General features: G+C 61.3%; 17 protein-coding genes. 9 read left to right on the plus strand and 8 right to left on the minus strand.

Annotated elements, in window-relative coordinates; all coding sequences use genetic code 11:
* Positions 1 to 192 precede the first annotated feature (192 nt).
* Positions 193 to 1,302, plus strand: coding sequence for a Fic family protein (locus DIC75_RS06580; protein WP_250987236.1), 1,110 nt, complete (start codon positions 193 to 195; stop codon positions 1,300 to 1,302).
* A 296-nt stretch (positions 1,303 to 1,598) separates the two neighbouring features.
* Positions 1,599 to 2,201, plus strand: a complete 603-nt coding sequence (locus DIC75_RS06585; RefSeq protein WP_250987237.1) for an HD domain-containing protein — start codon at positions 1,599 to 1,601, stop codon at positions 2,199 to 2,201.
* Between the two features lie 253 nt (positions 2,202 to 2,454).
* On the opposite strand, the gene DIC75_RS06590 is transcribed toward DIC75_RS06585, so the two are convergent.
* Both DIC75_RS06590 and DIC75_RS06595 read right to left on the minus strand, forming a co-directional pair.
* The gene (locus DIC75_RS06590) at positions 2,455 to 4,374 is read right to left on the minus strand and encodes a glycoside hydrolase family 15 protein (RefSeq protein WP_250987238.1); all 1,920 of its coding nucleotides are present in this window, start codon (positions 4,372 to 4,374) and stop codon (positions 2,455 to 2,457) included.
* A 7-nt stretch (positions 4,375 to 4,381) separates the two neighbouring features.
* Positions 4,382 to 5,797, minus strand: a complete 1,416-nt coding sequence (locus DIC75_RS06595) for a sugar porter family MFS transporter (RefSeq protein WP_250987239.1) — start codon at positions 5,795 to 5,797, stop codon at positions 4,382 to 4,384.
* Positions 5,798 to 6,295: 498 nt separating this feature from the next.
* Between DIC75_RS06595 and DIC75_RS06600 the strand changes: the two genes are divergently transcribed.
* The 3 genes from DIC75_RS06600 to ppsA all read left to right on the plus strand — a co-directional run bounded on the left by DIC75_RS06600 (position 6,296) and on the right by ppsA (position 11,235).
* Positions 6,296 to 7,657, plus strand: coding sequence for a phosphomannomutase/phosphoglucomutase (locus tag DIC75_RS06600; protein ID WP_250987240.1), 1,362 nt, complete (start codon positions 6,296 to 6,298; stop codon positions 7,655 to 7,657).
* A gap of 77 nt (positions 7,658 to 7,734) precedes the next feature.
* Positions 7,735 to 8,748, plus strand: a complete 1,014-nt coding sequence (gene gap / locus DIC75_RS06605; protein ID WP_250987241.1) for a type I glyceraldehyde-3-phosphate dehydrogenase — start codon at positions 7,735 to 7,737, stop codon at positions 8,746 to 8,748.
* 39 nt (positions 8,749 to 8,787) lie between these two features.
* Positions 8,788 to 11,235 carry a phosphoenolpyruvate synthase gene (ppsA, locus tag DIC75_RS06610; RefSeq protein ID WP_250987242.1) on the plus strand — a complete coding sequence of 816 codons (2,448 nt, stop codon included), beginning with the start codon at positions 8,788 to 8,790 and terminating at the stop codon, positions 11,233 to 11,235.
* A gap of 10 nt (positions 11,236 to 11,245) precedes the next feature.
* Here the strand turns inward: ppsA and DIC75_RS06615 are convergent, their stop codons facing one another.
* Positions 11,246 to 13,690, minus strand: coding sequence for a plasma-membrane proton-efflux P-type ATPase (locus DIC75_RS06615; RefSeq protein ID WP_250987243.1), 2,445 nt, complete (start codon positions 13,688 to 13,690; stop codon positions 11,246 to 11,248).
* A gap of 308 nt (positions 13,691 to 13,998) precedes the next feature.
* On the opposite strand from DIC75_RS06615, the gene glgP reads away from it, so the two are divergent.
* Entirely contained in the window at positions 13,999 to 15,744 is a 1,746-nt protein-coding gene (gene glgP / locus DIC75_RS06620) for an alpha-glucan family phosphorylase (RefSeq protein WP_250987816.1), read from the plus strand.
* A gap of 103 nt (positions 15,745 to 15,847) precedes the next feature.
* Here glgP and DIC75_RS06625 read toward each other — a convergent pair whose 3' ends face one another.
* Positions 15,848 to 17,260: an APC family permease gene (locus DIC75_RS06625; RefSeq protein ID WP_250987244.1), complete on the minus strand. Its 1,413-nt coding sequence runs from the start codon at positions 17,258 to 17,260 to the stop codon at positions 15,848 to 15,850.
* Between the two features lie 781 nt (positions 17,261 to 18,041).
* Between DIC75_RS06625 and DIC75_RS06630 the strand changes: the two genes are divergently transcribed.
* A complete protein-coding gene (locus DIC75_RS06630; RefSeq protein WP_250987245.1) occupies positions 18,042 to 18,266 on the plus strand; it encodes a ferredoxin in 225 nt (74 codons plus the stop codon).
* A gap of 268 nt (positions 18,267 to 18,534) precedes the next feature.
* Here the strand turns inward: DIC75_RS06630 and DIC75_RS06635 are convergent, their stop codons facing one another.
* From DIC75_RS06635 to hxlB, 4 genes are all read right to left on the minus strand, one after another.
* Positions 18,535 to 19,083 (minus strand): DUF421 domain-containing protein, encoded by a 549-nt coding sequence (locus tag DIC75_RS06635; protein WP_250987246.1) that lies wholly within the window; start codon positions 19,081 to 19,083, stop codon positions 18,535 to 18,537.
* Between the two features lie 61 nt (positions 19,084 to 19,144).
* The gene (locus DIC75_RS06640; RefSeq protein ID WP_250987247.1) at positions 19,145 to 20,182 is read right to left on the minus strand and encodes a M42 family metallopeptidase; all 1,038 of its coding nucleotides are present in this window, start codon (positions 20,180 to 20,182) and stop codon (positions 19,145 to 19,147) included.
* A 7-nt stretch (positions 20,183 to 20,189) separates the two neighbouring features.
* Positions 20,190 to 21,296 (minus strand): pyridoxal phosphate-dependent aminotransferase, encoded by a 1,107-nt coding sequence (locus DIC75_RS06645; protein ID WP_250987248.1) that lies wholly within the window; start codon positions 21,294 to 21,296, stop codon positions 20,190 to 20,192.
* Between the two features lie 7 nt (positions 21,297 to 21,303).
* Positions 21,304 to 21,903 (minus strand): 6-phospho-3-hexuloisomerase, encoded by a 600-nt coding sequence (gene hxlB, locus DIC75_RS06650; protein ID WP_250987249.1) that lies wholly within the window; start codon positions 21,901 to 21,903, stop codon positions 21,304 to 21,306.
* 529 nt (positions 21,904 to 22,432) lie between these two features.
* Here hxlB and DIC75_RS06655 point away from each other — a divergent pair.
* Positions 22,433 to 25,051, plus strand: a complete 2,619-nt coding sequence (locus tag DIC75_RS06655; protein WP_250987250.1) for an ATP-dependent helicase — start codon at positions 22,433 to 22,435, stop codon at positions 25,049 to 25,051.
* Complete coding sequence (locus tag DIC75_RS06660; protein ID WP_250987251.1) at positions 25,048 to 25,764, plus strand: metallophosphoesterase; 717 nt, start codon at positions 25,048 to 25,050, stop codon at positions 25,762 to 25,764. Before DIC75_RS06655 ends, DIC75_RS06660 begins: the two co-directional genes overlap by 4 nt.
* Positions 25,765 to 25,799: the final 35 nt, after the last annotated feature.

Consider the following 25,799-nt stretch of genomic DNA (forward strand, 5'->3'; position numbering starts at 1 on the left):
CACCGGCGACTGCCGTTTTGATCGACCGGGCGGCATGCAGGGGATACGACAGATAACGAACGCTGCAATCGCAAACAATCAATGTTAATACTCTCTCGCACCACCGGATAATTATATGAAGGATCTCCGGCACATCGCCAGTGGTCTTACTCTCGGGGGATTCACGGCGGTCCGTGAGGGGGCAGAGACGGCATGACGGCTGCGCCTTACGTGCCGGAGCCGCTGCCTCCCGACGGGATCGACTGGGAGGCCCATATTCCACAAATAGCGTCGGCGAACCGCGCCCTCGCCCGGTACGACGGCATTCTCCAGGCGATCCCGAACCCCGAACTCCTGCTCTCCCCGCTCCTGACGCAGGAAGCGGTGCTGTCGTCCCGGATCGAGGGGACGCAGGCATCGCTCGAGGACGTCCTGCGGTTCGAGGCGAACCCGAAAGAGCGGATCAACGATGCCGCTCTTGCCGATATCCAGGAGATCATCAATTACCGGGAGGCCCTGCATGCTGCGGTGGACGCCCTCAGGACCCGGCGGCTGGATACGGCCCTGATCTGCGACCTGCACCGGATCCTCCTGACCGACAGCCGGGGCATGGACCGGGAGCCGGGGTGCATCCGGAATATCCAGAACTTCATCGGGCGGGATGCTTATGTCGAGCACGCGATCTTCGTCCCGCCGGCACCGGAGATGGTTCCCGGGGCGCTTGAGGACTGGGAGGCCTACCTGCACCGTGAAGAAAAAGACGTCCTCGTCCAGCTCTCCGTCTTAAAAGCGCAGTTCGAACTCATTCACCCGTTCTGCGACGGCAACGGCCGTATCGGGAGGATGCTCGTCCCGCTGATCATGTACGAGAAGGGGCTGATTCGAAGTCCGATGTTCTACATCAGCGCCTACCTCGAACGGCACCGGCCGGTCTACTACGAGCGGCTGCTCGCGGTCTCCCGGGAAAGAGACTGGAACGGCTGGATCGCGTTCTTCCTCCGTGCCATCGAGGAACAGGCGGAGGAGAACGGCAAAAAAGCAAAGGCGATCCTCGATCTCTACGACGAGATGAAACGGACGGTGCCGGAGGTGACCCGGTCGCAGTACGCCGTCGCCGCGATCGATGCCGTCTTCAGGACGCCGATCTTCAGTTCGTCCGAATTTTACGACCTGTCGGCGATTCCGAAAGAGAGCGGGGCAAAGATCCTCAGGGATCTGGAGGAGAGCGACATCATCCAGCTGGTGCAGAAAGGACGAGGAAGAAAAGCAAGCATTTACATCTTCCCGCGCCTGGTCGTCATCACCGAGGGAGACCGGTTGTGAGTGCTCTGGTACCTGCAAGCCCATTTGTGCGTATCAAAACCGCGATCCAATATACACAAAAGATCTTGCGAGTACCGGGATATACACAAACACGTCACGGAGGCGGTTGTGGGTCGTCTGCGATCCACAACACAATTTGTGGCCCGTAAAGTGCATAATATGACCCAAAAAAGTGTTTGTGGGACACCGGTGACGGACAACGATCGAACCCGGCCGGCCGCGGGGGTGGCGGCATGAGCATGGGAACGGGACGACCGAAAGCGAATCTTTTCGAGCCCGGAAGATAGAGATCTACCATGGATGAAGAGGCTACCGCGATGCTCAATTACGTCAGGACGGCGCTCCGGGGATCGGGGGCGCACGGGTTCGACCATACCGAGAGGGTCGTGCGCCTCTGCGAGATGATCGGCGCCCGCGAGGGTGCGGATATGCGGATCCTCATCCCTGCCGCCCTCTTCCACGACATCGCACGACCGCTCGAGGAGGAGACGGGCGTCCGCCATGAAGAAGCAGGAGCGGCGATGGCGGAGGCCTACCTCCGGTCGATCCGTTACCCCGAGGACCGCATCGTGGGCATCGTCCACGCCGTCCGCGCGCACCGGTATAGTTCGGGCATCGCCCCCGAAACCCTGGAAGCCCGGATCCTCTCGGACGCGGACAACCTGGACGCGATGGGCGCAGTCGGGATCGCGAGGACGTTTATGCAATCCGGAGAGCAGGGACGGGGCATCGCGGACGCAACAGGCCATTTTCATGAGAAACTGCTGAACCTCAAGGACCTCATGTACACGGAGAGCGCCCGGAACATCGCCGAAAAGAGGCACGCGTTCCTCGTTGCGTTCATCGAGGCCCTGGAGGGCGAGATGAAGGCACGCACTCCCCCGGAGTTGTCCCGGTGATCCGCCCGGGGAGGCTTCCGGTTCCCGCAGGCGGAACGCGTGCCTGCGTTCTCCTCTCTCCGTGCGATAAAGAAATGCTTAACGGCATACGGGAATGTCGGCATCGGTGGGGCGGGTTATCCCTGCCGTGCCCTTTTGGGGCGATGGAGAGACCACCCGTATCTTCCGCGACATTTTTCGGTGCAGATCACCGGTGAATGCATGTATCCGGAATTTTCAGAATGATGAGCAGGGGGATGCCGCCCGTCCCCGTTCAGCGGTTGCGCTTACCCCCGCCGCCATGTCCTGCAGCATCTGCGGCGGCAGCGTGGTGCGGACTGACCGTGCCGACGTATCCTGCGTGAGCGAGTGAAACGGCGGCGTTGATGATCCCGATGTGCGAGAACGACTGCGGGAAGTTGCCCATATGGGTTCCGGTCGTCGGCTGGAGTTCTTCGGCGTAGAGGCCGAGCGGACTGGCGCGTGCGAGGAGGTTTCGGAACATCCGGTGCGCCTCATTCTTGCGCCCGGCACGTATCAATGCGTTGACGAGCCAGGTCGTGCAGACGACAAAGGTCCCTTCCTTCCCGGCCACGCCTTCCGGGGCGTCGACGTAGCGGTAACAGAGGCCGTCGACGACAAGGTGTTTCAGCGTGGCGTCTATCGTCGAGAGCATCCGCGGATCGTCCCCCTCGATGAAATTGATGGTCGAGAGGCGCAGGTTTGCGGCATCGAGTTGCTCGTCTTCGTAAGACTGTTTGAATGCGCCCAATGCATCGCTCCATCCCTTATCGAGCACCTCCTCATGGATCGCGTCGCGTTCGCGGCGCCACCCTGCAAGATCGCCCGGGAGCCGCATCTCTTCCGCGATTCCGATTCCGCAGTCGAGGGCGAACCACATCATGGCCTTACTGTAGACGAAATGCCGCACCCCGCCCCGGACCTCCCAGAGCCCGCTGTCCCGGTCGTGCCAGTGACGGGTCACCCAGTCGAGCATCTGCCGCATTGTCCCCCAGATCGGCGTCGGGTCGTACTTCCCGATCCGCCAGGCGAACTGGATGGCGCCCATGACTTCGCCGTAGACATCGAGTTGTTCCTGGACCGCCGCCCGGTTCCCGATCCTCACCGGTCGGGAGTCCCGGTACCCCCGGAAATTGTCGAGTATCTCTTCGGTGGTGCTGCTCTCCGGAACGATCGGGTAGAGGATCGAGATGCCCGTTCCCTTCAGTTTGGCCGTGCGCACGAGCCAGTCGAAGAACGGCTGCTCGTCGTCGAGGTAGCCGGCAAGGAGGAGCGCGTACAGGGTGAACGACGCATCGCGGATCCAGGTGAAGCGGTAATCCCAGTTCCGCTCGCCGCCGAAGGTCTCGGGAAGCGACGTCGTCGGCGCCGCAACGATGGCCCCGGAAGGCTCGTAGGTCATCAACTTGAGGGCGAGAGCGCTGCGGATCACGATGTCACGATACGGCCCCTGATACGTGCAGGCGCCGCTCCATTTTTTCCAGTAGTCGGTCGTCACCTTCAGAGCATCTGCCGGGCTGAGCTGCGGCAGGGCGGCATCGTCCTCCGTTGCGAGCGTAAACGCTGCCGTCTCGCCCGCGTGAAGCACGTCCCGGCAGGCCAACGCTTCGTTCGCATCGTCCACCTGCCATGCTGCCGGTCCGGTGAGCGTATATCCCCCGAACACCGCCTGATTCTCCTGGAGTGCAAATTCCAGCTGCGTGCGGGCGTAATTCGGCCGGGGCAGGCAACTGCTGGCGATCCCGACCTTCCCGTCGGTGCATTCCGCGACGCGCACTATCCTGCCGGGGGCCGGGAGCCGGCGGAGCCGGGCAACACATGCGATATCCATGAAGTCCCGGAGGATCACGGTTCCGTCGGTGCACCGGAACGTCGTCTCAAGGATGTTCGTCCCCTCACGATACCGGCGAGAACTATCGGATGGTTCCTCCGGCTGTATGCTCCAGTAGCCGCCGCGGTCCGGATCGAGAATACGGGCAAAGAGCGACGGCGAATCGAACCGATGAAAGCAGAGCCAGTCGATTGAACCGCTGCTGCTGACGAGCGCCGCGGTGTGACCGTTCCCGATCACCCCGTAGTCTTCGATTGGCCGGTACTCATCATAGGACGCGCCTTCACGGCGAGGGGACTGCAGGGGAATTTTTGACCGGTTTCCCTGGATGGTATCCGACATAGCAATCCTAGTATTGTTTTGGTACGCCCTTCAGCTCGCGAGGATGCCGACCTGCTCTGAAATGTTCTTCGATCTCTTCAAGTGTGAGTCCTTTTGTCTCCGGCACCAGCCTGAGGACGAAGAACCATGCAACAATGCCCACGAGTGCGTAGAGCCAGAAGACGCCTGCTCGCCCTAATACCCCGGCCAGTGTCAGGAATGTCAGGGTGATGAGAAAGTTCGCAGTCCAGTTGGCGACGGTTGCGACGCTCATGGCACGCCCCCGCACGTTGAGCGGGTAAATCTCAGCTATCAGCAGCCAGAAGACCGGTCCAAGGCCGATGGCAAATGAGGCGACGTATGCCATCAGGCTGACCGCGGTTATCAGTCCCAGGAGATTGCCGCCCTGAACCGTTCCACCTAAAGCAAACCCCGCCCCGAGCACGGCGAGGCTCACAACCATGCCGCCGATTCCCACTAAGAGAAGGGGGCGGCGCCCTGCCCGGTCCACGAGGATAACGGCGGCGACGGTGGCGAGGACGTTCACGACGCCGACCCCCGCAGTCGCTGCGATCGAGGCCCCGGCAGAGTGCAGTCCTGCAAACTGGAAGATCGTCGGGGCGTAGTAGATGACGGTATTGATGCCGGTCAGCTGCTGCAGGATAGCCAGGCCGAGGCCGACGATCAGGGGCATCCAGATCGACGGCGCCAGCAGGTCCGACCAGCTCCCGGCTTTCTGCACGTTGATCGATTTCTGGATCTCGGTGAGCTCGCCCGATACGTCCCGGGTTCCGCGGACCCTCCGGAGAACGGCGGCTGCCCGGTCAGGCTGCTGCCGGGACATAAGCCACCGGGGACTGCCCGGGAGCAGGAACATCCCGACGATGAGGATGACGGCCGGCACGGCACCGAATGCGAACATGGCACGCCAGTTGCCGCTTGCGGAGAGGAGGTAATCGACCCCGTAGGAGACGAGGATTCCGAGAGTGATGAAGAGTTGATTGAGCGAGACCATGCCGCCGCGGAGCGCTGAAGGTGCGATCTCCGAGATATAGAGAGGAACGACGAATGATGCGACACCGATGGCAATACCGATCAGCACGCGGCCGACGAGGAAAACGGGCAGACCCGCTGCAACGACGACAAACCCCGTACCCGCAAGGAAGACGGCCGATGCAGCGATGATCGAGAGGCGCCGCCCGATCCTGTCGGCAAGGAGGCCGCCGGCGATAGCCCCCAGGATCGCGCCGACGAGCACCGAACTGGTCGCCACCTCTTCCAGGGTAGGGGAAAGACCGAACTCACCGGTGATGAAGAGGATCGCTCCGGAAATAACCCCTGTATCGTACCCGAAGAGGACCCCTCCGATGGCCGCCACTGCAACGGCAATGTAGACGAATAGGGTGAGACCGGATCTCTCTGGCTCTCCATCCTGTGGTTTCATTCTCCATCCCCTGTTTGATGTTCGAGCCGGTTTGTTCCGGAGCAGATAGCCCGGAAGAGACGAACATCCCGGGCGAGGCACGGAGCACGTATCGTGCATTCCATACCTCTCAGGACACAAATCGCGCGTTCAACAACTTTTCGTCAGGTGGCGGGATGCTTCATCCGCATCTACATAAACATAGTGATGAAATCACGCCCGGCAGGTCGGCGCTGTAGTGCGGAGGGGGCTCCACTCGCATCCCGCCAGAACCGCTCCATCCGGCTCTGCTGGTTGTTCGATTGCCTCTCTCCTCCTTACTCTTCCTTGCCGGGCGAGTTATACCGGGACAGGAGACCCTGTGTTCCCGTGCCCGTACGATAGATATTAAAGAGCGAAGGGGGATCACGAGCCGACGAGGCACAACAGGGATTAGAGGATCGTGAGGGATGATATGGGCTTGTATATCCCCGGCGGCAGAGCAGGCCGCGCCGGGGACTCCCCCGTAGGATGGTGCGTATGGGAACGATCTTCAAAGCATACGATATCCGGGGTGCATACCCGGACGAGCTTGATGAGGACATGGGCCGCCGGATCGGTGCCTGTTTCGTCAGGCTCCTGCACGCAGAGGCGATCGTCGTCGGGCGTGACATGCGGCTCTCCTCGCCGTCACTGACCGAAGCCTTCATCGAGGGGGCGCTCTCTGCCGGAGCGTCGGTGACCGATATCGGAATGGTGAGCACGCCGCTCCTCTACCATGCCATCATCGACGGCGGGTTCGACGGAGGGGCCATGGTGACGGCATCGCATCTGCCCGGTCGGATGAACGGGTTCAAACTCTGCCGCGAGAACGCGATTCCGCTCGGCGGGGATACGGCGCTGCCCGCACTGGAACGCCTGGTCCGGGAATCGCCGCCGGTCCCGCCGCGGCCTATAACCGGGCCGTACCGCAGGGACTCCGCAATGGAACGCTATATCGAGATGCTCCACTCGTTCGTCCGGCCGGGACGGCCGCTCAAGGTCGTCGTCGATGCCGGCAACGGCATGGCCGGGCCGGAAGTCCCCCGCATCGCGGCGAGGGTTCCGGAATGGACGTTTACCTTCAGGGACATCGAACCCGACGGCAGGTTCCCCGACCATATCGCAAACCCCCTGATCCCCTCGACGACCCTTGAATTGCAGGCCGAGGTGGTGCGGGAACAGGCCGATATCGGCGTCGCGTTCGACGGGGACGCCGACCGGTGCGGGTTCATCGACGAAGAGGGGAATCGTGTTCCGGAAGACCTGGTGACGGCGCTTATCGCCGAGGCGTTTTTACAGCGCCAGCCCGGGGGCACGATCCTCTACGATCTCCGATCAAGCCGCATCGTCCCGGAGACGATCGGGAAACACGGAGGGAAGGCTGTGCGATGCAGGGTGGGCCATGCGTTTATCAAGGCGCAGATGCGCCGGGAGGAGGCCCTGTTCGCCGGAGAACTCTCCGGGCACTACTATTACCGCGATACCGGCTACACCGACAACGCCGTGATGACGATGATCCGGATGCTCGACCTCCTCTCCGCAGAACAGGAACCGCTCTCCCGCCTGGTCGCACCGCTGAAGAAGTACGCGTCGACGGGCGAGATCAACATCCGGGTGACGGACAAAGACGCCGTCCTTGCCGGCCTTGAGGAACGCTACGGCGACGCTGGGATCGATCACCTCGACGGCCTGACGGTCGATTACCCGTCGTGGTGGTTCAATATCCGTCCTTCCCACACCGAACCCGTCCTCCGGCTCAACCTGGAGGCGGAAGACGCCGGTGCCGTCGCAGCAAAGCGGGAGGAGGTGTTTGCACGCATAACAGCGATCGATCCCGGGATGCGGCGCGCAGCCTCCTGATCGACTTTGGGGGGGTGAGAGCAAGATACTATATACGCCCGGGATCAGGAACCCTTCTCCGGCAAGGGGGATGCGGCATGAAAAAGGTTGCAATCAATGGATTTGGGCGTATCGGGCGGATGGCTCTCTTCAATTACCTGACCGACCCGCCGGGCAACATCGAGATCGTTGCGGTCAACGATCCGAAAACGCCTGAGGTACTCGCCTACCTGACGAAGTACGATTCGGTGCACGGAAGAGCGCCCTTCCCGGTCGAGGCAGGGCCGGATCACCTCCGGTTCGGGTCGCGGGAGGTTGCCGTGCTCGGCGAGCGGAACCCTGCCGCCCTTCCGTGGAACGATCTCGGCGTTGATCTGGTGCTCGAATGCACAGGAAGGTTCACCGACAGGAACGACGCTGCAAAACATCTGGAGGCAGGGGCGTCCCGGGTCGTCATCAGCGCACCATCGCATAACACCGACCTGACGGTCGTGCTGGGCGTCAACGAAGCAGCCTACGATCCGGAGAACCACACCGTTGTCTCAAACGCGTCCTGCACGACCAACGCTCTGGCGCCGGCGGCGAAGGTGCTCAACGACGCCTTCGGTGTCGACCACCTGATGGCGACGGCGATTCACGCCTATACCGCCACCCAGGCGCTGGTCGATAAGGCCGCAAAGAAGGTGCGCCGCGGGCGTGCCGCGGCGGTCTCGCTGATTCCGACGACGACCGGCGCCGCCGTCGCAACCACCCGTGTCCTGCCGGAACTTGCCGGGAAAATGGACGCGGTCGCGGTGCGGGCGCCCATCCCGGATGGATCGATCATCGATATCGTCGCAGAGCTGAAGCGGGAGGTAACCCGGGACGAGGTGAATGTGGCTCTGAGGCGGGCTGCCGAGGGACAGATGAAAGGCATCCTGTCGTACACGGAGGAGTACCTCGTCTCGGTGGATATCATCGGCGACCCGCATTCCGGCATCGTTGACGGACTGTCCACCGGCGTTGTCGACGGGCGGATGGCCCGGGTCATGGTCTGGTACGACAACGAGTTCGGGTATGCCCGGCGCATGGTCGACCTCGCTTCGTACATGGCGTCGCGGGAGGAGGGATGATGCGCAGGCCGCACCGGCGGCACGGTAGGGGAGTATAGCATGAAACAGGATGCGAAGTATATCCGCTGGTTCGAGGATATCAGAAACAAAGATGTTCCTCTGGTCGGCGGGAAAAACGCCTCAATCGGCGAGATGTACAGTGAACTGACTGCGAAAGGCGTGAAGGTTCCCGATGGGTTTGCTATCACCGCCGACGGATACTGGCATGTGCTGAAGTCCGGGGGAATCCTCGACGACATGAAATCCGCCATGGAAGGGCTGGACAGAAATGACGTCGCCGATCTTGCGAGGCGGGGAAAACGTGCACGCGACCTCATCCTCGGGGCAGGCGTTCCGGACGACCTCTGGGCCGAGGTAAAGACCGCGTACGATATGCTCTGCGATGAGTACGGTGCGGAGATCGATGTTGCGGTCAGGAGCTCGGCCACGGCGGAGGACCTCCCCACGGCATCGTTCGCCGGCCAGCAGGAGACGTACCTGAATATCCGCGGGTATCAGGCGTTGCGGGAAGCAGTGAACAAATGTCTTGCCTCCCTCTTCACCGATAGGGCGATCGCATACAGGATAGACAACCATTTCGACCACTTCAGGGTCGCCCTCTCGGTCGGGGTTATGAAGATGGTTCGCTCGGACCTCTCTTCGAGCGGGGTCATCTTCACGCTCGACACCGACACAGGATTCCGAGATGTGGTGCTCATAACCGGGTCATACGGGCTCGGTGAGAATATTGTCCAGGGCGCCGTCAACCCCGACGAGTTCTACGTCTTCAAACCGACCTTCCGGAAAGGCTCTCGGGCACTTGTGCGGAAGAATCTCGGCGATAAAAGGATAAAACTGATCTACGGCCGCGGCGGGGAAAAAGAGGTGACCCGGAACGTCGAGGTTCCCGAAACAGACCGCAGAAGGTTCTGTATCACGGACGACGACGTGCTGACGCTCGCCGGATACGCGCTCACCATCGAGGACCACTACTCAGAGAAATCTGGCAAACCGATGCCGATGGATATCGAATGGGCGAAAGACGGCGAAACCGGGGAACTGTTCATCGTACAGGCCCGTCCCGAGACGGTGCAGTCGCAGAAGACCGGGGATGTCCTGGAGACGTTCCATATGGACGAGCGAGGAGCTGTCCTGGTTACGGGGAAGAGCATCGGTGATGCGATCGCCACAGGAAAGGCTCGCGTCATCACCGATGTTTCCAAACTATCCACCTTCAATCCGGGCGAGATCCTGATATCGGACACGACCACGCCGGACTGGGAGCCTGTGATGAAGACGGCCGCCGCTCTCGTGACCAATCGCGGAGGGAGGACCTCCCATGCCGCTATCGTCAGCCGCGAGCTCGGCATTCCCGCCGTCGTCGGCACGGGCGACGCAACCGAGAAGGTCCCGACCGGCACCGACGTGACGGTCAGCTGCGCCGAGGGCGAGGAAGGTTTCGTCTACAGCGGGACCCTGCAGTTCCACGTGGAAAAGACCAGCCTGAAGGACCTCCGGCGGCCGAGGACCGAGATGATGATGAACCTCGGGAACCCGGACGAGGCGTTCGGGCTTGCGACGATTCCGAACGACGGCATCGGACTTGCCAGGATGGAATTCATCATCGCAAGTTATATCAAAGTCCATCCGATGGCGCTTGTTCATCCGGAAAAGGTTCAGGATGACGATGTCCGGCAGGCGATTGCGGATCTTACCTTCGGGTATGAGGATAAAAGCGAATATTTCGTCGAAAAACTTGCAGAGGGTGCCGGCACCATCGCAGCGGCGTTCTACCCGAACCCCGTCGTCGTTCGCATGAGCGACTTCAAGACCAACGAATACGCGAATCTGCTCGGCGGGAAGTACTTCGAGCCGGAAGAAGCCAACCCCATGCTCGGCTTCCGCGGTGCGGTCAGGTATTACGACGAGCGGTACCGGGAGGGCTTTGCGCTCGAGTGCCGGGCGATGAAACGTATCCGGGACGAGATGGGGCTCACGAACCTGATCATCATGATCCCCTTCTGCCGCCGGGTAGAGGAGGCGAGGAGAGTCCTTGAGGAACTGAAGAAGAACGGTCTTGTGCGGGGCGAAAACGGACTCCAGGTCTACCAGATGTGCGAAATTCCAAGCAATGTCGTATCGATCGACGAATTCAGTGAATTCTTCGACGGGTTTTCGATTGGGTCCAACGACCTGACCCAGCTGACGCTCGGCGTCGACCGTGATTCCGCGATCCTCGCGCAGGCGTTTGACGAGCGCGATCCGGGCGTCGAAAAGATGGTCGCCATGGCTGTCGAAGGATGCCGGAGAAATGGCCGGCACAGCGGGCTGTGCGGGCAGGCGCCGAGCGACTTCCCGGAGTTCGCCGACTTCCTGGTCGAGCAGGGGATCAACTCCATATCGGTCAACCCGGACGCCCTGCTGAAGATCACGCTCCGGGTGGTGGAGATGGAGGAGCGGATGACGGCAGAAAGAGAGGAGAGGAAGGTCGCAGCGGCACCCCGGTAGAGATGCACGCCTACCGGGAGAACCGTATCCCGCTATGGTCGATGATGCTGTACGTCCTGACCTTGATGAAATCCATGACCAGGAATCCGATGAGCGCATAAATCCAGACGAACCCTGCCAGGTACCAGCCGATCGGCGTGACGAAGATGCCGTATACCACGATAAGGGTTGCAATGATCTTTGTGACGATTGCCGACCAGAGCAGGGCCGATCCCGGCCTGATTGACCAGAAGGGGCCTCTCGTGCGGGTGACGAAGATGGTGAGGTGCCCCGCGACCGCCAGCTTCAGGAAGATGAGAGACTGAATGACCGGAAGGCTCAGGTTCAGCGGTCCCACTGCAATATAGAGAAGGGCGAATGAAAAGACGAGCCCCACAAACCCGAAGATCGTGGAGAGGGTGAGGATCTCCCGCATCTTCCACTTTTCAGGGGATTTTGAGTAGATGACGTTGTCGTAGGCGATGGTCATGATCGGAATATCGTTCAGGAGCGCCAGCAGCACGATCATGAGAGCGGTGATCGGGAAGAAGTTGAAGAGCAGAATGGAGAGGGTGACGAAGAAGAGCACGCGAATGGTCTCGGTAATACGGTAGATAACATAGTGATTCATCCGCTGGAAGATCTTCCGGCTCTCTTTTATCGCGTCGATGATGACCGAGAGTCCGGGCTTTGTGAAGACGATCGATGCCGCCGATTTCGCCGCATCCGTGGCGCCGGCAACTGCGATGCCGACGTCCGCCTTTTTGAGAGCGGGCGCATCGTTCACACCGTCGCCGGTCATGCCGACGATATGCCCCCGGCCCTCCAGGAGTGAGACGATACGGTACTTGTGTTCGGGAAACACTTCGGCAAAACCGTCCGCCTTTTCCACGGTCTCTCCCGCCTCGGCGTCGTGTTCTTTCAAGAAGGCGTCGGCGGTGACGATATCGGGCTTCAGGTTCACCTCCCGTGCAATCTCCCTCGCGATTGCCACATGGTCGCCGGTGACCATCTTGACCTCAAGCCCCATCTCCTGCGCCGTCTTGATGGTCGCCGCCGAATCGGCACGGGGAGGATCGTGGAGACCGAGCACCCCGGTATAGACCCAGGTGTCGTTGTCGCTGCTCTTTGCGACGCCAAGCATGCGAAAACCCTTCGTTGCGAAGTCGTTCGAGAGCTCGTCGATGCGCTCTTCGAGTTCCCTGCTCCCGCCCGTGAGCTGCAGGATCACCTGCGGCGCACCCTTTGCCACGGCAAAGTGGCCGCCGTCCGCATCCTCTACGGTGGCCTGCGTGCGTTTGATGACCGGATCGAAGGGTTTGAAGTTCAGCACCCTGTAGTTGGCGACTTGTCCCTGCTGGCTTTTGGCCTGCTCCGACGTGAGGATCGCCGTATCGATGGGGTCCTGATCCTCCTCCCTGGAGGCGAGTACGGCGTCCAGCAGTACATCCTCCTTCGAGGCGCCTTCGAACGGCACGATATCGGAGAGAGTGAGTCTGTTCTCCGTTATCGTACCGGTTTTATCGGAACAGAGGATGTCGACCCCGGCCATCTCCTCGATGGCAACGAGTTTGCTGACGATTGCCTCTTTCTTCGCGAGCGCCACCGCCCCGACCGCCATGGTGATGGACAGGACGGCCGGCATCGCCGCAGGAATCGCCGCCACGATCAGGACGAGGGCGAACTGGAGCGCCTCAAGCAGGTTTTCCTGGCGGACAATTGAGACGATGAAGGTGATGGAGACCAGTGCGATCGCGAGGATGATCAGGTAGTCCCCGATTTTAATAACGGCTTTCTGGAAATGGCTGACCGTCACCGCCTCTTCGGCGAGCCGGGCGGTTTTTCCGAAGAAGGTGTTCAAGCCTGTGGACACCACCAGTCCGGTCATTTCACCCTGTTTCACGACGGAGCCGGAATAGCCGACGTCTGAAAGATGTTTATCGACCGGCAGCGACTCCCCGGTCAGTGCGGACTCGTCCGCCGAGAGGTAATCCCCCTCGATGAGCTTGAGGTCCGCGGGGACGACATCGCCCAGCCGTACACGGACGATATCACCAGGAACCAGGTCGCGTGCAGGCAGTTTCTGCCACCTGCCGTCGCGCAGCACCCGTGCCTCGAGTGCAAGCCGCTCCCTGAGCATCTCGATGGCGTTTCCCGCCTGGCGTTCCTGCCAGAAACCGACGATCGCGTTGATGAGGAGCAGCGATAGGATTATCGCGAAGTCCTCCCAGCGCCGAATGACGGCCGAGATGATCAGTGCGGCTTCGATCATCCACGGGATAGGGCCCCAGAAGTATCTCAGGAACTTGATGATCGGGTTCTCTTTCTTCTCCGGAATCTCGTTGTGACCGTACCTCTGAACGCGGTTTTGAGCCTCGGATCGGGTCAGCCCTTCCCGCCGGGATGAGAGAGTCTCAAATAAATCATCAATGGATCTGTCCCTGGCTCCTTCCGTCGTAATCTCCTGCCCGGCCATGACGTCACGGGCACTCTCTTCGAACTGCCATATATAACTATAGTGATTCGCCAGGGGAACGCAGCTACAGGTCTATCACCTCCATTTCCGGGTAAACAGTCGGATGAATCGCATGGCTGTCAGTACCAGACCCCGGAGGGCTGATAGTGCATGGGTGAATGACCTGCGATCAGATTGCCGTACCATACACTCAGGCACTCCTGCACAAGTCCTGCCCCCCTCACCCCGGAGTGCGGGTGTGAAGGACAATCGTTAAGTACGACCCCCGGGAATCCGGGACCATGGTTATCAGGGACCCTGTCTGCGGGATGCCGCTGGAGCCGGAGAGTGCACCGTATACAGCTGAAGTTCGGGGAGGGATCTACTATTTTTCAAGTAAGCTGTGTAGGGATACGTTCCTTGAAGGGGCCAGGATCGCCTATTTTTCGATGGAGATTGGAATCGAAAGCGGCATCCCGACATACAGCGGCGGTCTCGGTGTTCTTGCGGGAGACGTCATCAAATCGAGTGCCGACCTGCTGCTCCCGATGGTCGCGGTAACCCTTGTCAACCGCAGAGGATACGTGCGGCAGCAGTTGACCCCCGCAGGCGAGCAGATCGATCTCCCTGACGAATGGAACCCTGCGGAGCACCTGCGGGAACTGCCCGAACGGGTGACGGTGCGCATCGAAGAGCGGGACGTTGCCGTCCGGGCGTGGCTGCATGACTACTGGAGTCCGGTTGGCGGGCTGGTACCGGTACTCTTTCTCGATACGGATCTCGAAGAGAACGCTCCCGAAGATAGGGGTATCACCGACTACCTTTACGGCGGGGATCAGGAGTACAAGCTGAAGCAGTCGATCGTCCTCGGGATCGGCGGAGTGCGGATGCTCGAAGCAGTTGGATTTCGGATCAGCAAGTACCATATCAATGAAAGCCATTCCAGCCTCCTTACCCTTGAGCTCCTGAAGCACCGTGACATGGATGAGGAAAAGGTGAGGACACGGTGCATTTTCACCACCCACACCCCGGTTCAGGTCGCGTTCGAGACGTTCCCCCGCGAGATGTCGGTCCCCCTGCTCAGAAGCGAGATTCCACCGGTCTTGATGGACCGCTACGTCGAGACAGACGGACTTTCTCTGACAACCCTTGCGTTCGACCTGAGCAAATTTGTGAATGGCGTGAGCCCGGCGCACAAGAACTACTCACAGCAGCTCTTCCCCGGTTTCCATATCCGGGCAGTTACAAACGGCGTGCATCCGCATACGTGGACTTCGAGGCCCTTTCGGTCTCTTTTTGACCAATACATCCCCGGCTGGGCGCACGAGCCCGAGCTGCTCGTCAGGGTGGACGAGATCCCGCATGAAGATATCCGGCATGCTCACCAGCGGGCAAAGCAGATCCTTATCGAGTATATCAGCCGGGTGACGAATGTTGAGATGGATGATGGGGTGCTCACGATAGGGTTTGCCCGGCGAGCGGCGGCATACAAACGAGCAACCCTGATCTTTTCGGATCTGGACAAGATCCGTGAGATCAACAGGCGGGGAGCCTTCCAGCTGGTTTTCGCCGGCAAGGCTCATCCGGCAGATCAGGTCGGCAAACAGGAGATCCGCCAGATTCATGAGTACATCCGCCAGCTGGACGGTGATGTGAAGGTCGTGTACCTGGAGAACTATTCGATGGACATGGCGGCCATCATGACCGCCGGGTCCGATGTCTGGTTGAATACGCCCCTGCCGCCGTACGAAGCCTCGGGAACGAGCGGGATGAAAGCGGCTCTCAACGGGGCAATAAATTTCTCCGTGCTCGACGGCTGGTGGATTGAGGGCTGGATTGAGGGCACGACGGGGTGGGCGATCGGTCCCGGTCCTGATGAACAGATTAGCGATGACGAACGCCGGAGACGCGAACTTCAAGACCTCTACAGCAAACTGCAGTACCTGATCATTCCGACATACTATCATAAGACGGACGAGTGGGCGACGATCATGAGGAGTTCGATCGCGAAGATCGCCTACTACTTCAATACTCACCGCATGATGCGGCGCTACGCATCCGAGGCCTATCTGTAGATGGGAAAACCAAATTTTGCGCCGCCGACCTCGCATTGCTTGGGGCTTACACTTCTCAGGTCGCCGCGGCTCTCCCGGTGCGGTTGATACGCCGGGAGCCCCGTCACAGTGAGCGGATCCTGACCAGGATCCGCTGGTAGGCGAGGTGCAGGAGCCTTATGAAGTTTCCGAGATAGCGATTTCGGATCTCTACCTGGCGGAGCAGCACTGTCTCTTCTGCGAGGAAAAGACGTTTGAGATGGTGGATATCCTCCTTCGGGGAGAAGTAGATGTAAAGCGGGATCCCCGCAAGAATCACGAGCGTTCCGGCGATCTTGTCGGAAAGCGTGGTCGAATAGAGCAGAAACGTGCAGATGGCGATCCCGATCAACGGAAGGATCCGCTGCCCGACGAGGTGTTGTTGCTGGTGCCGCACCAGGACGATCAGCGCAATGCAGGTGAGCAGGTAGGCGAAGGCAATGTTAAAGACGGAGAACGAGATCAGTTCGGAGAGGCTGCCGTAACCGGAGAGGAGGAAGGCGATCGCACCCTGCAGGATCAGGATGGCGTATGGCGTTCCGAACCGTGGATGAAGGCGGGCGAAGATCCTCGGGAGGAGCCCGTCGAGGGCCATTGCGTAGGCAAGACGGGAGGTGCCGAGCATGCCTGACTCGTCCGAGCCCGATACCGAGAAGAGGGCGCCGATGGTCATCACGGCAGCGCCGGCGGTGCCGAAGAGGATGGTGCCTGCGAGAACGAGCGGAGTCTTGCTTTCGGTAAGAACCGTCCAGTTGATGAGGCCGTAGAGAACAAAGTTTGTCAGTATATAAAAGAGCCCGACGATGGCCATCCCGTTGATGATCGCTCTGGGAATTGTACTGCGGGGTTTCTCGACTTCGGATGCGGGAAACGTGCCCATCTCAAAACCAACGTATGCCCAGAAGACGAGTACGACCGCATATGCAACATTCTGGAATCCAAGAGGGAGAAGGGGGCTATAATTTGCCGCTACTGCTTCCGGCTTTGTGAAGAACGCGAGTAATCCCGCCAGAATGAGCAGAATGAGCGGGAACAGTTTGACGACGGTCAGGACATCGTTGAAGCGCCCGGCTGCCTTCACACCGATGATATTCACCAGGGTAAGGGTCCCGATGAAGAGAGCCCGAACGACTATCTGTCCTTCCAGGTTGAGTGTGACGAAGGACTGGAGGTAGAGGACAAAAGCGATAGCGAAGACAGGCAAAGCCATCAGTTCTGCTATCCAGAGGCTCCAACCGGTCAGGAAACCATAAAATTGATCCAGCGCGGCAGAGACGTAGGCAAAGGGCCCGCCGACGTGTGGGACATAGAAGCTGCAGTATGCAAAGACCATAGCGATAATTCCGGCAAAAACGCCGGCGACCATCCAGACAACGATTGAGAACGGGCCGACCAGCCCCGCCGTGAGTGCGGATGCGATGTAGATATCGGCCCCGACAATGGCCCCCACGATGATATTGGTCAGGTCGAACTGCGTCAGCCGGTGTTTCGGTTCCATTGATCCCGTCAGCGGATGGGCTGGGGATAGGGCATAAGCGTTTCGTCCGATATCCGGTTGTAGCGATCTGACAGGAAACTTCTCCCGGTCATCTTTGGAACCTGATCCCGATCGAATACGGGGCGGAAGCAAAGGATGCCTCATCTGGGCGGCAGTGCATCCTGTCACTTTATTTTCGGAATTTTGGCGTGTGGGAGCGGGCGCTATGGTCGCACGCCGGGGATACTCTGGAGCACGGCTTTCCCCCGGGTATCGCCATGACTGCCCCCGCCCCCGGGGCGGGGGAGGAGGCCGGAGGCCGGGTGGGGTGGGGGTTACGGGTATCCCATTCTGCGGTAGAGACAGGGGAGGGGGAGACCCCCTCCCCGTCGGCCCCACCCCCGCGAGGCGATATCCCCACGGTCCACTTGCAGGGCATGCCCGGGGTGATTCCTCATCCCGGGCCTATGCTTCCATATTCATGCCCGATTCACCAGAACTGAAATTTCGTAGCTTCGCGTGAAGCAACCCATGGTGCAGATCGGAATAGGGTCCCACACAGAAGGCAGACCGTGAGGGATGCGAAGGGCGGGAAAGGGAATTCAGAGACGTAAATGACAACGAGTACTAGTTAGGAATTATCCAGAGATGACGAGAGGACCGGGTTGTACAGCCTCCTGACAAATCGGCGGCGTTGTGCCCGGCAACCGGCAGCCCCGCCGGGACCGCAGAGGTGCCCGCATCCGTCACATTTAACATGGAGGAGGGCCCCTCCCGAGACAAAACGGAGGTATGGAGTGTGATGAAAGTAACCATCGACAGGCCGGGATGCACCAGCTGCGAATCCTGCTGGACGCTCTGCCCGGACGTTTTCGAACAGGACCCAAACGACGACTTAAGCTCGATCAAGGAGCAGTACCGGGTCAACGGCAACCCCGCGGAGGGCGAGGTGCCCGACGAACTTGCCGACTGCGTCCTGGAGGCCGCCGACTCGTGCCCGGTGGCGGTCATCTTTGTGGAAGAGTGAGATCATCCTGAGGGAGGAGAACGCCCGTCTGGGCCATAGAACATAGGACAATTATTATTCGTGCTTTGAGATAAAACTATATACTTTTAGCGCCATGGGGGATCTTGCCTGAGAGTGGGGTCAACCAGAAGGCACACTATCACATGATGCAGCGGGTTCACAGGCCAGAACGGTTGCGGCCTGCGAACACAAAAAACACTGCATCATGAACCGAAATGTGCCCGGGCGTAAGGCCTTATCTCTCGGGCACCCTGTTTTCCACCATCCGTCACCGCCGGACCCCTGCCACATCGACGAGCGATCCCATGCCGTCGCTCTTGCTCTTCGTAAGCACCGAGAGGTTCCCATTCGTTTCGAGGACGATTGAGCGCACGCTCTCGAGGGAACCCGCCCCCTCCGATCGCAGCGCCTGCCGGATCTCGCTCTCGGCGATTCGCTCCCGCCGCATTGCGTCATGCAGGAACTCTCCCGCGTGAAAGAGGAGACGGGGCTCCGACTTCACCGCCTTCTGCACCCGCTCCGACCGGACGGAGAACCAGGAGACGACGTACTGCAGCCCGACCAGGAGACCGAGGGCGAGGACCCCCTCCGCGAGCGAGACGTCTCTTGAGGTGATCACCGATGCAAGGGTCGAGCCGAGAGCCACGGTCACGATGAAGTCGAAGGCGTTCATCGCCGAGAGCGTCCGCTTCCCCGAGAGGCGGAGGATGATCACGAGGGCAACATACGCGAGGATGCCGATGATCAGGACCCGTACCAGGTAGGTAGGGTTTCCAAGAAAGATCTCCTGCAAAAATCCGGACAGGCCGTCGGTCATACCGCACCGCTCTGCATGGAGGATACTTTAATCCTTCCTGTGCAGGGAAATGTCAAAAAAATTAGAGCGCGGGTTTGCCCTTCAGCGCCTCGACGAGGAGCCGGACCCCCGCCTCGAGATCGGCGGTGTCGATCACCTCGACCGGGGAGTGGATGTAACGGGCCGGGATCGAGAGCGGGATGCTCGGAATACCGCCCCGCTCCAGGTGGATGATCGTCGCGTCGGTGTTGCCGCCGGTGCCGACCTCGAGCTGGCAGGGGATACCGTTCTTCTCCGCGGTCTCCCGGAGCCACGCGGTCATCCGCGGGTCGGCCATGAGCCCGCGCCCGCTCGCGCTGACGAGGACGAGGACCGGGCCCTTGCCCATCTCGACGCTCGCGTCCTTCTTATCGATCCCGGGGTGGTCGCCGGGGATGGTGACGTCGGTCGCGATCGCGCAGTCGGGATTTAAGGAGTAGGCGCTGACGCGGGCCCCCTTCAGCCCCAGCTCCTCCTGGACCGTGAAGACGCCGTAGATCGTGTGGGGCGACTCCGCCTGCTGCAGGGCCCGGATGAGCATCGCGACGCCGACCCGGTTATCGAGCGCCTTCCCCGTGACGCGGTTGCCGGCAAGCTCCGTGAACTCGCGGTCGATGGTGATCGGGGTGCCGATCTCGATCCCGAGGTTCTTCACCTCCTCCTCGCTCGCCGCACCCACGTCGACGAACATATTCTCGATCTTGATCTCTTTTTTCCGCTCGTCCTCCTTCATGACGTGGGGGGGCTTTGCGCCGAGGACGCCCGGAACCGGGCCGTTCTTCCCGTGCAGGACCACCCGCTGGCAGTAGAGCACCGGCCCGTACCAGCCCCCGATGGGGACGACCCGGATGAACCCCTTCTCGTCGATGAACTGGACCATCAGGCCGATCTCGTCCATGTGGGCGGCGAGCATGATGGAGAAGTCGCCGCCGCGCTTCACGGCGATCAGGTTTCCCATCGCATCCTCGCGGAACTCGTCGACCGATCCCGCGAGTTCCGCCCTGACGATCTCCCTGATGCTCCCTTCGCTGCTTGAGACGCCGTGGGCGTCCGAGAGCTTCCTGAGTAACTCTTTCACCATTCTTCTCTCACCTCATCAGCGTCTCAAGCCTTCCGACCGCCCGGGAGAGATTCTCCCGGGACGTCGCGTAACTCAAGCGTGCATATTCGGGTGCCCGCGAGCCGAACGCCCCGCCGGGCACGATAATGAGACCGTTCTCGACGGCCTTCTCGATGAGGGCCCGTCCCATCGGGACGAAGGCGTAGAACGCACCCTCCGGCCGGGGGAAGTCGAACCCGAGACCGGTGAGCCCGTCGTAGAGGAGGTCCCGCCGTGCGCGGTACTCCTCCCGCATCCGGGCGACAGCGCTCTGGTCGCCGGTGTACGCGGCGAGCGCGGCATACTGCGATATCGACGTCGCGCACGCCTGGGCGTACTGGTGCACCTTGATGCACTCGGGGATGTAGTCCTCAGGTGCCGCGAGGTAGCCGACCCGCCACCCGGTCATGGCGTAGGTCTTGCTCGCGGCGTTGACGGTGATGACGTCCTCGCCGAAACGGGCCGCACTGACGTGCTTCTTCTCGTAGACAAAGTGCTCGTAGACCTCGTCGGAGACGACGGTGACGCCCCGGTCGCCCGCGTACTCCACGAGGGCGCGGATCGACTCCTCGCTCTCGACGGCGCCCGTCGGGTTCGCGGGGGAGTTCAGGACGAAGAGCCGTGCCCCGTCCATCTGCTCCTTCGCCCGCTCGACGTCGATATGCAGGGTCGCATCCAGCCCGACGCCCTCCGGGCGTCCGCCGGCAAAGGCTGCAAGGGCGGCGTAGGAGACGAACCCCGGGTCGGTGAAGAGGACGCGGTCGCCCGGGTCCACGAGCGCCTCCATGACGAGATGAAGCGCCTCGCTCCCCCCTGCCGTGACCAGGATCTGCTCCGGCCGGTAGGCAAGAGCGTTCTCCCGCTCGAACTTTTCGCAGATCGCCTCCCGGAGTTCCGGTATCCCGGCGTTCGGGGTGTAGCCGGTCTTACCCTCCCTGATGGCGGCGATCGCGGCCATCTTGATGTGGTCGGGCGTATCGAAGTCCGGCTGCCCGATGCCGAGGTTGATCGCATCCGGCCCTCCTGCTTCGAAGAGCTTCCGGATGCCCGACATCTCTACCGACCGGACCCGGCCGGCATACCTGTGTTCGTTCATGGTAACCTCACTCGATGTTCGCATGCCGGCACTGGAGGTCTTCGGGCCTGCACTGGGTGATCTCCATCAGCCGGGATATGATCGCGTCCGCAAAGACCATGGCGGTCGTCTCGAAGATGGTGCCGAGCGGTGCAAACGACTTGTGCTCGCCCATCATCTGCCTTATCTCGAACTCCGCCGACTCGTCGGCCACCCTGTCCCGCTGGCTCTCGATGATGACGATACAGTCGGCGATGCGGCCGATCCTTGAATCTCTCTTTGAGGAGATAAGGCAGATCCTCCCGCCGATCTCCTTTGCTGTCTCGGCGATATCCGCAACCGTCTTGGTCGCGCCGGACCCGGAGAAGACGATAATGACGTCTCCCGGCTTCATGGCCGGGGTCACGGTCTCCCCGACGACGAACGCGGCGAGCCCGAGGTGCATCAGGCGCATGGCAAACGATTTCGCTACCAGCCCGGAGCGTCCCGCGCCCATGGTGTAGATGCGGTTTGCGTTCAGGATCTCGCCTAAGAGCGCATCGATCTCGTCGTCGGACATCACGTCCGCGATGGTCCGGATCTTGGTCGCCATCAACCGCATCATGTTCTTAACCGGGTGATTTGTCATCGTAGTTCCTCTGTTACGTTTTACCAGATCATACATTAGAATATCTCAGATGCGCCGGGACACGGAGTAATTCCCCGGACCCCCGGACCCGCCGGAATCCGGCATGAGAGGGGAGCGGGAATTGCCGTAAAGTATCGGGAAGTCGACCCTCCGAGGGGGAGGAGTCACGGCTCGCGGCCGGGATCTCATATCGTTATATTCAGGCCCAAAATTCAAAACAGGCGCCAAATTTCCGGAAAATAGCATTCAACCACCTCGCTCGATCGCTCCAGGAGACGCAAAAGGCTATTCCGGATGACCGCAGAATATATACAAAATTCGGCGCGGCGTTCCGGTCGCAAAAGGGGATCGATTGTTGTTGAAATTCTTTTCTGCAGCAGTATTTCTTCCTTTAGCCACCCCTGCTCGCCGATGTGGGTAAATTCTCCTGCACGAAGGGCAGATCAGGGATAACGCGGGCCTGCAGTTCTCCGCATCGCTATGCGGGAGGGCGCACGGCAGGACACAAGGGACAACAGCAGGTGAAGAGATGGAGAAACGGGCGGCAGGGCATTCGGACGAGGAGATCCTCGATCTCCTCGACGAGAACGTACGGGAGTGGTGCATACGACGACTGGAGGGCCGGTTCACGCCGCCGCAGCGGATGGCGGTCCCGCTCATCCACGAGGGGAAGAACGTCCTCATCTGCTCGCCGACCGGGTCGGGGAAGACCCTCTCGGCGTTCCTTGCAATCATCGACGCCCTTTTTTCCCGGGCACGGACCGGAGGGCTCGAGGACAGCGTCTACTGCCTCTACATATCGCCGCTCAAGTCGCTCGCAAACGACATCCACAAGAACCTCAGCCAGCCCCTCGAGGGGGTCGGGGAGATCGCCCGCGGGCGGGGGATCGGGCATACCCCGATCCGGCACGCGATCCGGCACGGGGACGTCTCGCGGGCGGATAAAGCAAAGATGGCACGGAAACCCCCCCACATCCTCAACATCACCCCCGAGACCCTCGGGATCCTCTTAAACTCCCCGAAGTTCCGCGAGAGTCTCCGGACGGTCCGGTGGGTCGTCGTCGACGAGATCCACTCCCTTGCGGGTTCGAAGCGCGGCGTCCACCTCTCGGTGAGCCTCGAACGCCTCGAGAAGCTGGTTAAGGAAGCCGGCGGCGGCTTTACGCGGATCGGGTGCTCGGCGACGATCGAGCCCCTCGAAGAGGTCGGCCGGTTTCTGGTCGGCACCGGGCGCGAGGTGGAGATCGTCGATACCCGGTTCGCGCGGGAGTTCGACTTAGAGCTCCTCTGCCCGGTCCCCGACCTGATCGACACCACCCCCGAAGACCTCGCGCAGCACCTTTATTCGACGATCCACCGCCTCGTCCAGGAGCACAACAACACGCTCGTCTTCACGAACACCAGGAACGGCGCCGAGCGGATCCTCCACAACCTCAGGGTCCGCTACCCCGAGTGCTACACGGAGGAGAACACGGGGTGCCACCACGGCTCGATGGGGACGGAGGGGAGACTTCTGATCGAGGAGAAGCTCAAAGCCGGGAGGGTGAAAGTGGTGACGACCTCGACGTCGCTCGAACTCGGGGTCGATATGCCCCACGTCGACCTCGTCCTCCAGGTCGGGTCCCCGAAGTCCGTGGCCGCGCTCCTCCAGCGGATCGGGCGTGCCGGGCACCGCCTCGGCGAGGTGGTCAAGGGAAGGATCGTCGTCCTCGACCGCGACGAACTCGTCGAGTGCGCGGTGATGCTCCGGGAGGGGCAGAGCGGGTTCGTGGACCGGATCCACATACCGGAGAACTGCCTCGACGTCCTTTCGCAGCACGTCTTCGGGATGGCGCTCGAGGGGAGGACAGAGATCGATACGATGCTCGAGGTCGTCCGCCGGTCCCACTGCTACCAGAACCTCGAGGAGGACGACCTCATGAGCGTCGTCCGTTACCTCGCCGGGGAGTACGCGGGGCTCGAGGAGCGACGGATCTACGCGAAGATCTGGCACGACACGGAGGCCGGGACGATCGGGAAGCGGGGCAGGAACGCCCGGATGATCTACTTCTTAAACTCCGGGACCATCCCGGACGAGTTCTCCTGCGACGTCCTCACCCGGGACGGGGCCTTTGCCGGCAACCTGGACGAGAAGTACCTGGAGCGGATGAACAAGGGCGACGTCTTCGTCCTCGGGGGACGGCGCTACAAGTTCGCCTACCGCCGGGGCGGGAAACTTTACGTCGATCCGACGACCGACCGCCCGACGATACCGAGCTGGTTCTCGGAGAAGCTCCCCCTCTCGTTCGACCTCGGCCTGCACGTCCTCCGGTTCAAGGAGATGATGCTTCGTGCAATGCAGACGATGGGGACCGAGGACCTCGTCGACACGCTCCTTACCCGGTACCCGATCGACGAGAACAGCGCCCGGAGCATCTGTGCGATCTTCGAGCAGCAGGTGCGCTACATGGGTGAACTGGCCGTTCCCACGCCGGACCGGATCGTCGTCGAGGAGCAGGTCGACCGGGAGAACCACCGCCGCCTCTACTACTTCATGACCAACTACGGGCTGCGGTTCAACGACGGGTTCTCCCGGATCGTCGCCTTCACGATCGCGCGGGACGTGACGACGAACGTCTCGGTCGGGATCAGCGATACCGGGTTTCTGGTCTCGATCCCGCTCGAGAAAAAAGCCGACCCCGTGCGCATCCTCCGGGGCATCCGGGCCGAAGAGTGCTGCGACGTCCTCAAGGAGGCCGTCGGGGATACCCAGCTCTTAAAGCGGGTCTTCCGGATCAACGCAGCCCGGTCGTTCATGATCCTCCGGAATTACATGGGAAAGAGGAGGAGCGCCCGCCGCCAGCAGGTGAGCGCCGACATGCTGATTGCGTTTGCCAAACGGCTTGACGGGTTCGCCGTGATGCGAGAGACCTACCGCGAGGTGATCGAGGACCGGTTCGAGGTCGAGAACATCAAGAGGATCGTCGACGGGATCGACGCAGGCGTAATCGAGGTCGTCCTGACCCGCGCCGCGTCCCCGAGCCCGCTTGCGTTCGGGATCGCGACCCTCGGCGTCTCCGACGCGGTCTACGCACAGGACAGGCTCTCGATGCTCCGCGAGTTCCAGCGGCGGGTGATGAGCAGTATCGGAAGCGAGGCGGCGGCATGAACGCAGTCGGTGAGGCCGACCTCCTCCGCCGGTTCGGCTTCTACAAAGGAGCGCTCTACGTCCGGGACCTCGGCCTTTGCGTCGTCTCCGACGTCCATATCGGGCTTGCGGAGACCCTCTACCGGCAGGGCCTCCACTTCCCCCTCCACGAGGAGGAGACGCTGCTTGAGCGGTTCGAGGCCATCCTTGAGAGGTTCCGGCCGACGGTCTTCGTCCTCGATGGGGACATCTTCCACTCCTTCGACCGGGTGAGCCGGGCCGTAAAGGAGACGTTCGCGACGATCCTTGCTGCACTCAGGGCCGAATGCGAGGTCGTCCTCGTTCGGGGCTCGCACGACGCCATGCTTCCCTCGGTCACGGGAGGGGCGGTCGACCGCTACGACCGCGGCGGCTACACGGTGGTCCACGGCGACAGGGCGGTCGAGGACCACGGGACGCTGATCATCGGCCACGACCACCCGGCGATCGAGATCGATATGGCCCGGTTCCCCTGCTTCCTCTACGGGCAGGGCGTGGTGAGGGGCAAAGACATCATCGTGATGCCGGCCTTCAACCCGCTCTCCCCGGGCGTCATGATCAACTACGCGAGGGGGCGGGACTTCCTCTCGCCCATCCTCCGCCGCGTGGATGCGGGCGCCCTGCAGCCGGTGGTGGAGGTCGACGGCGAGGCGGTGGTCCTCCCGCCGCTTGCCGGCATCCGCCGGTTCGCGTGAGTAACCCCTATATATCCTCCCGGCCATCCGGAGTC

The sequence above is a fragment of the Methanoculleus oceani genome (assembly GCF_023702065.1).
GTDB classification, from domain to species: Archaea; Halobacteriota; Methanomicrobia; order Methanomicrobiales; family Methanoculleaceae; genus Methanoculleus; species Methanoculleus oceani.

Excerpts from the sequence above, each read along its gene's own strand:
- DIC75_RS06640 (WP_250987247.1), bottom strand. The coding sequence starts at position 20,182 with ATGGTGAAAGAGTTACTCAGGAAGCTCTCGGACGCCCACGGCGTCTCA.
- DIC75_RS06585 (WP_250987237.1), top strand. The coding sequence starts at position 1,599 with ATGGATGAAGAGGCTACCGCGATGCTCAATTACGTCAGGACGGCGCTC.
- hxlB (WP_250987249.1), bottom strand. The coding sequence starts at position 21,903 with ATGACAAATCACCCGGTTAAGAACATGATGCGGTTGATGGCGACCAAG.
- gap (WP_250987241.1), top strand. The coding sequence starts at position 7,735 with ATGAAAAAGGTTGCAATCAATGGATTTGGGCGTATCGGGCGGATGGCT.
- DIC75_RS06595 (WP_250987239.1), bottom strand. The coding sequence starts at position 5,797 with ATGAAACCACAGGATGGAGAGCCAGAGAGATCCGGTCTCACCCTATTC.
- DIC75_RS06580 (WP_250987236.1), top strand. The coding sequence starts at position 193 with ATGACGGCTGCGCCTTACGTGCCGGAGCCGCTGCCTCCCGACGGGATC.
- DIC75_RS06655 (WP_250987250.1), top strand. The coding sequence starts at position 22,433 with ATGGAGAAACGGGCGGCAGGGCATTCGGACGAGGAGATCCTCGATCTC.
- glgP (WP_250987816.1), top strand. The coding sequence starts at position 13,999 with ATGCCGCTGGAGCCGGAGAGTGCACCGTATACAGCTGAAGTTCGGGGA.
- DIC75_RS06590 (WP_250987238.1), bottom strand. The coding sequence starts at position 4,374 with ATGTCGGATACCATCCAGGGAAACCGGTCAAAAATTCCCCTGCAGTCC.
- DIC75_RS06630 (WP_250987245.1), top strand. The coding sequence starts at position 18,042 with ATGAAAGTAACCATCGACAGGCCGGGATGCACCAGCTGCGAATCCTGC.
- DIC75_RS06615 (WP_250987243.1), bottom strand. The coding sequence starts at position 13,690 with ATGGCCGGGCAGGAGATTACGACGGAAGGAGCCAGGGACAGATCCATT.
- DIC75_RS06635 (WP_250987246.1), bottom strand. The coding sequence starts at position 19,083 with ATGACCGACGGCCTGTCCGGATTTTTGCAGGAGATCTTTCTTGGAAAC.
- DIC75_RS06600 (WP_250987240.1), top strand. The coding sequence starts at position 6,296 with ATGGGAACGATCTTCAAAGCATACGATATCCGGGGTGCATACCCGGAC.
- DIC75_RS06645 (WP_250987248.1), bottom strand. The coding sequence starts at position 21,296 with ATGAACGAACACAGGTATGCCGGCCGGGTCCGGTCGGTAGAGATGTCG.
- DIC75_RS06660 (WP_250987251.1), top strand. The coding sequence starts at position 25,048 with ATGAACGCAGTCGGTGAGGCCGACCTCCTCCGCCGGTTCGGCTTCTAC.
- DIC75_RS06625 (WP_250987244.1), bottom strand. The coding sequence starts at position 17,260 with ATGGAACCGAAACACCGGCTGACGCAGTTCGACCTGACCAATATCATC.
- ppsA (WP_250987242.1), top strand. The coding sequence starts at position 8,788 with ATGAAACAGGATGCGAAGTATATCCGCTGGTTCGAGGATATCAGAAAC.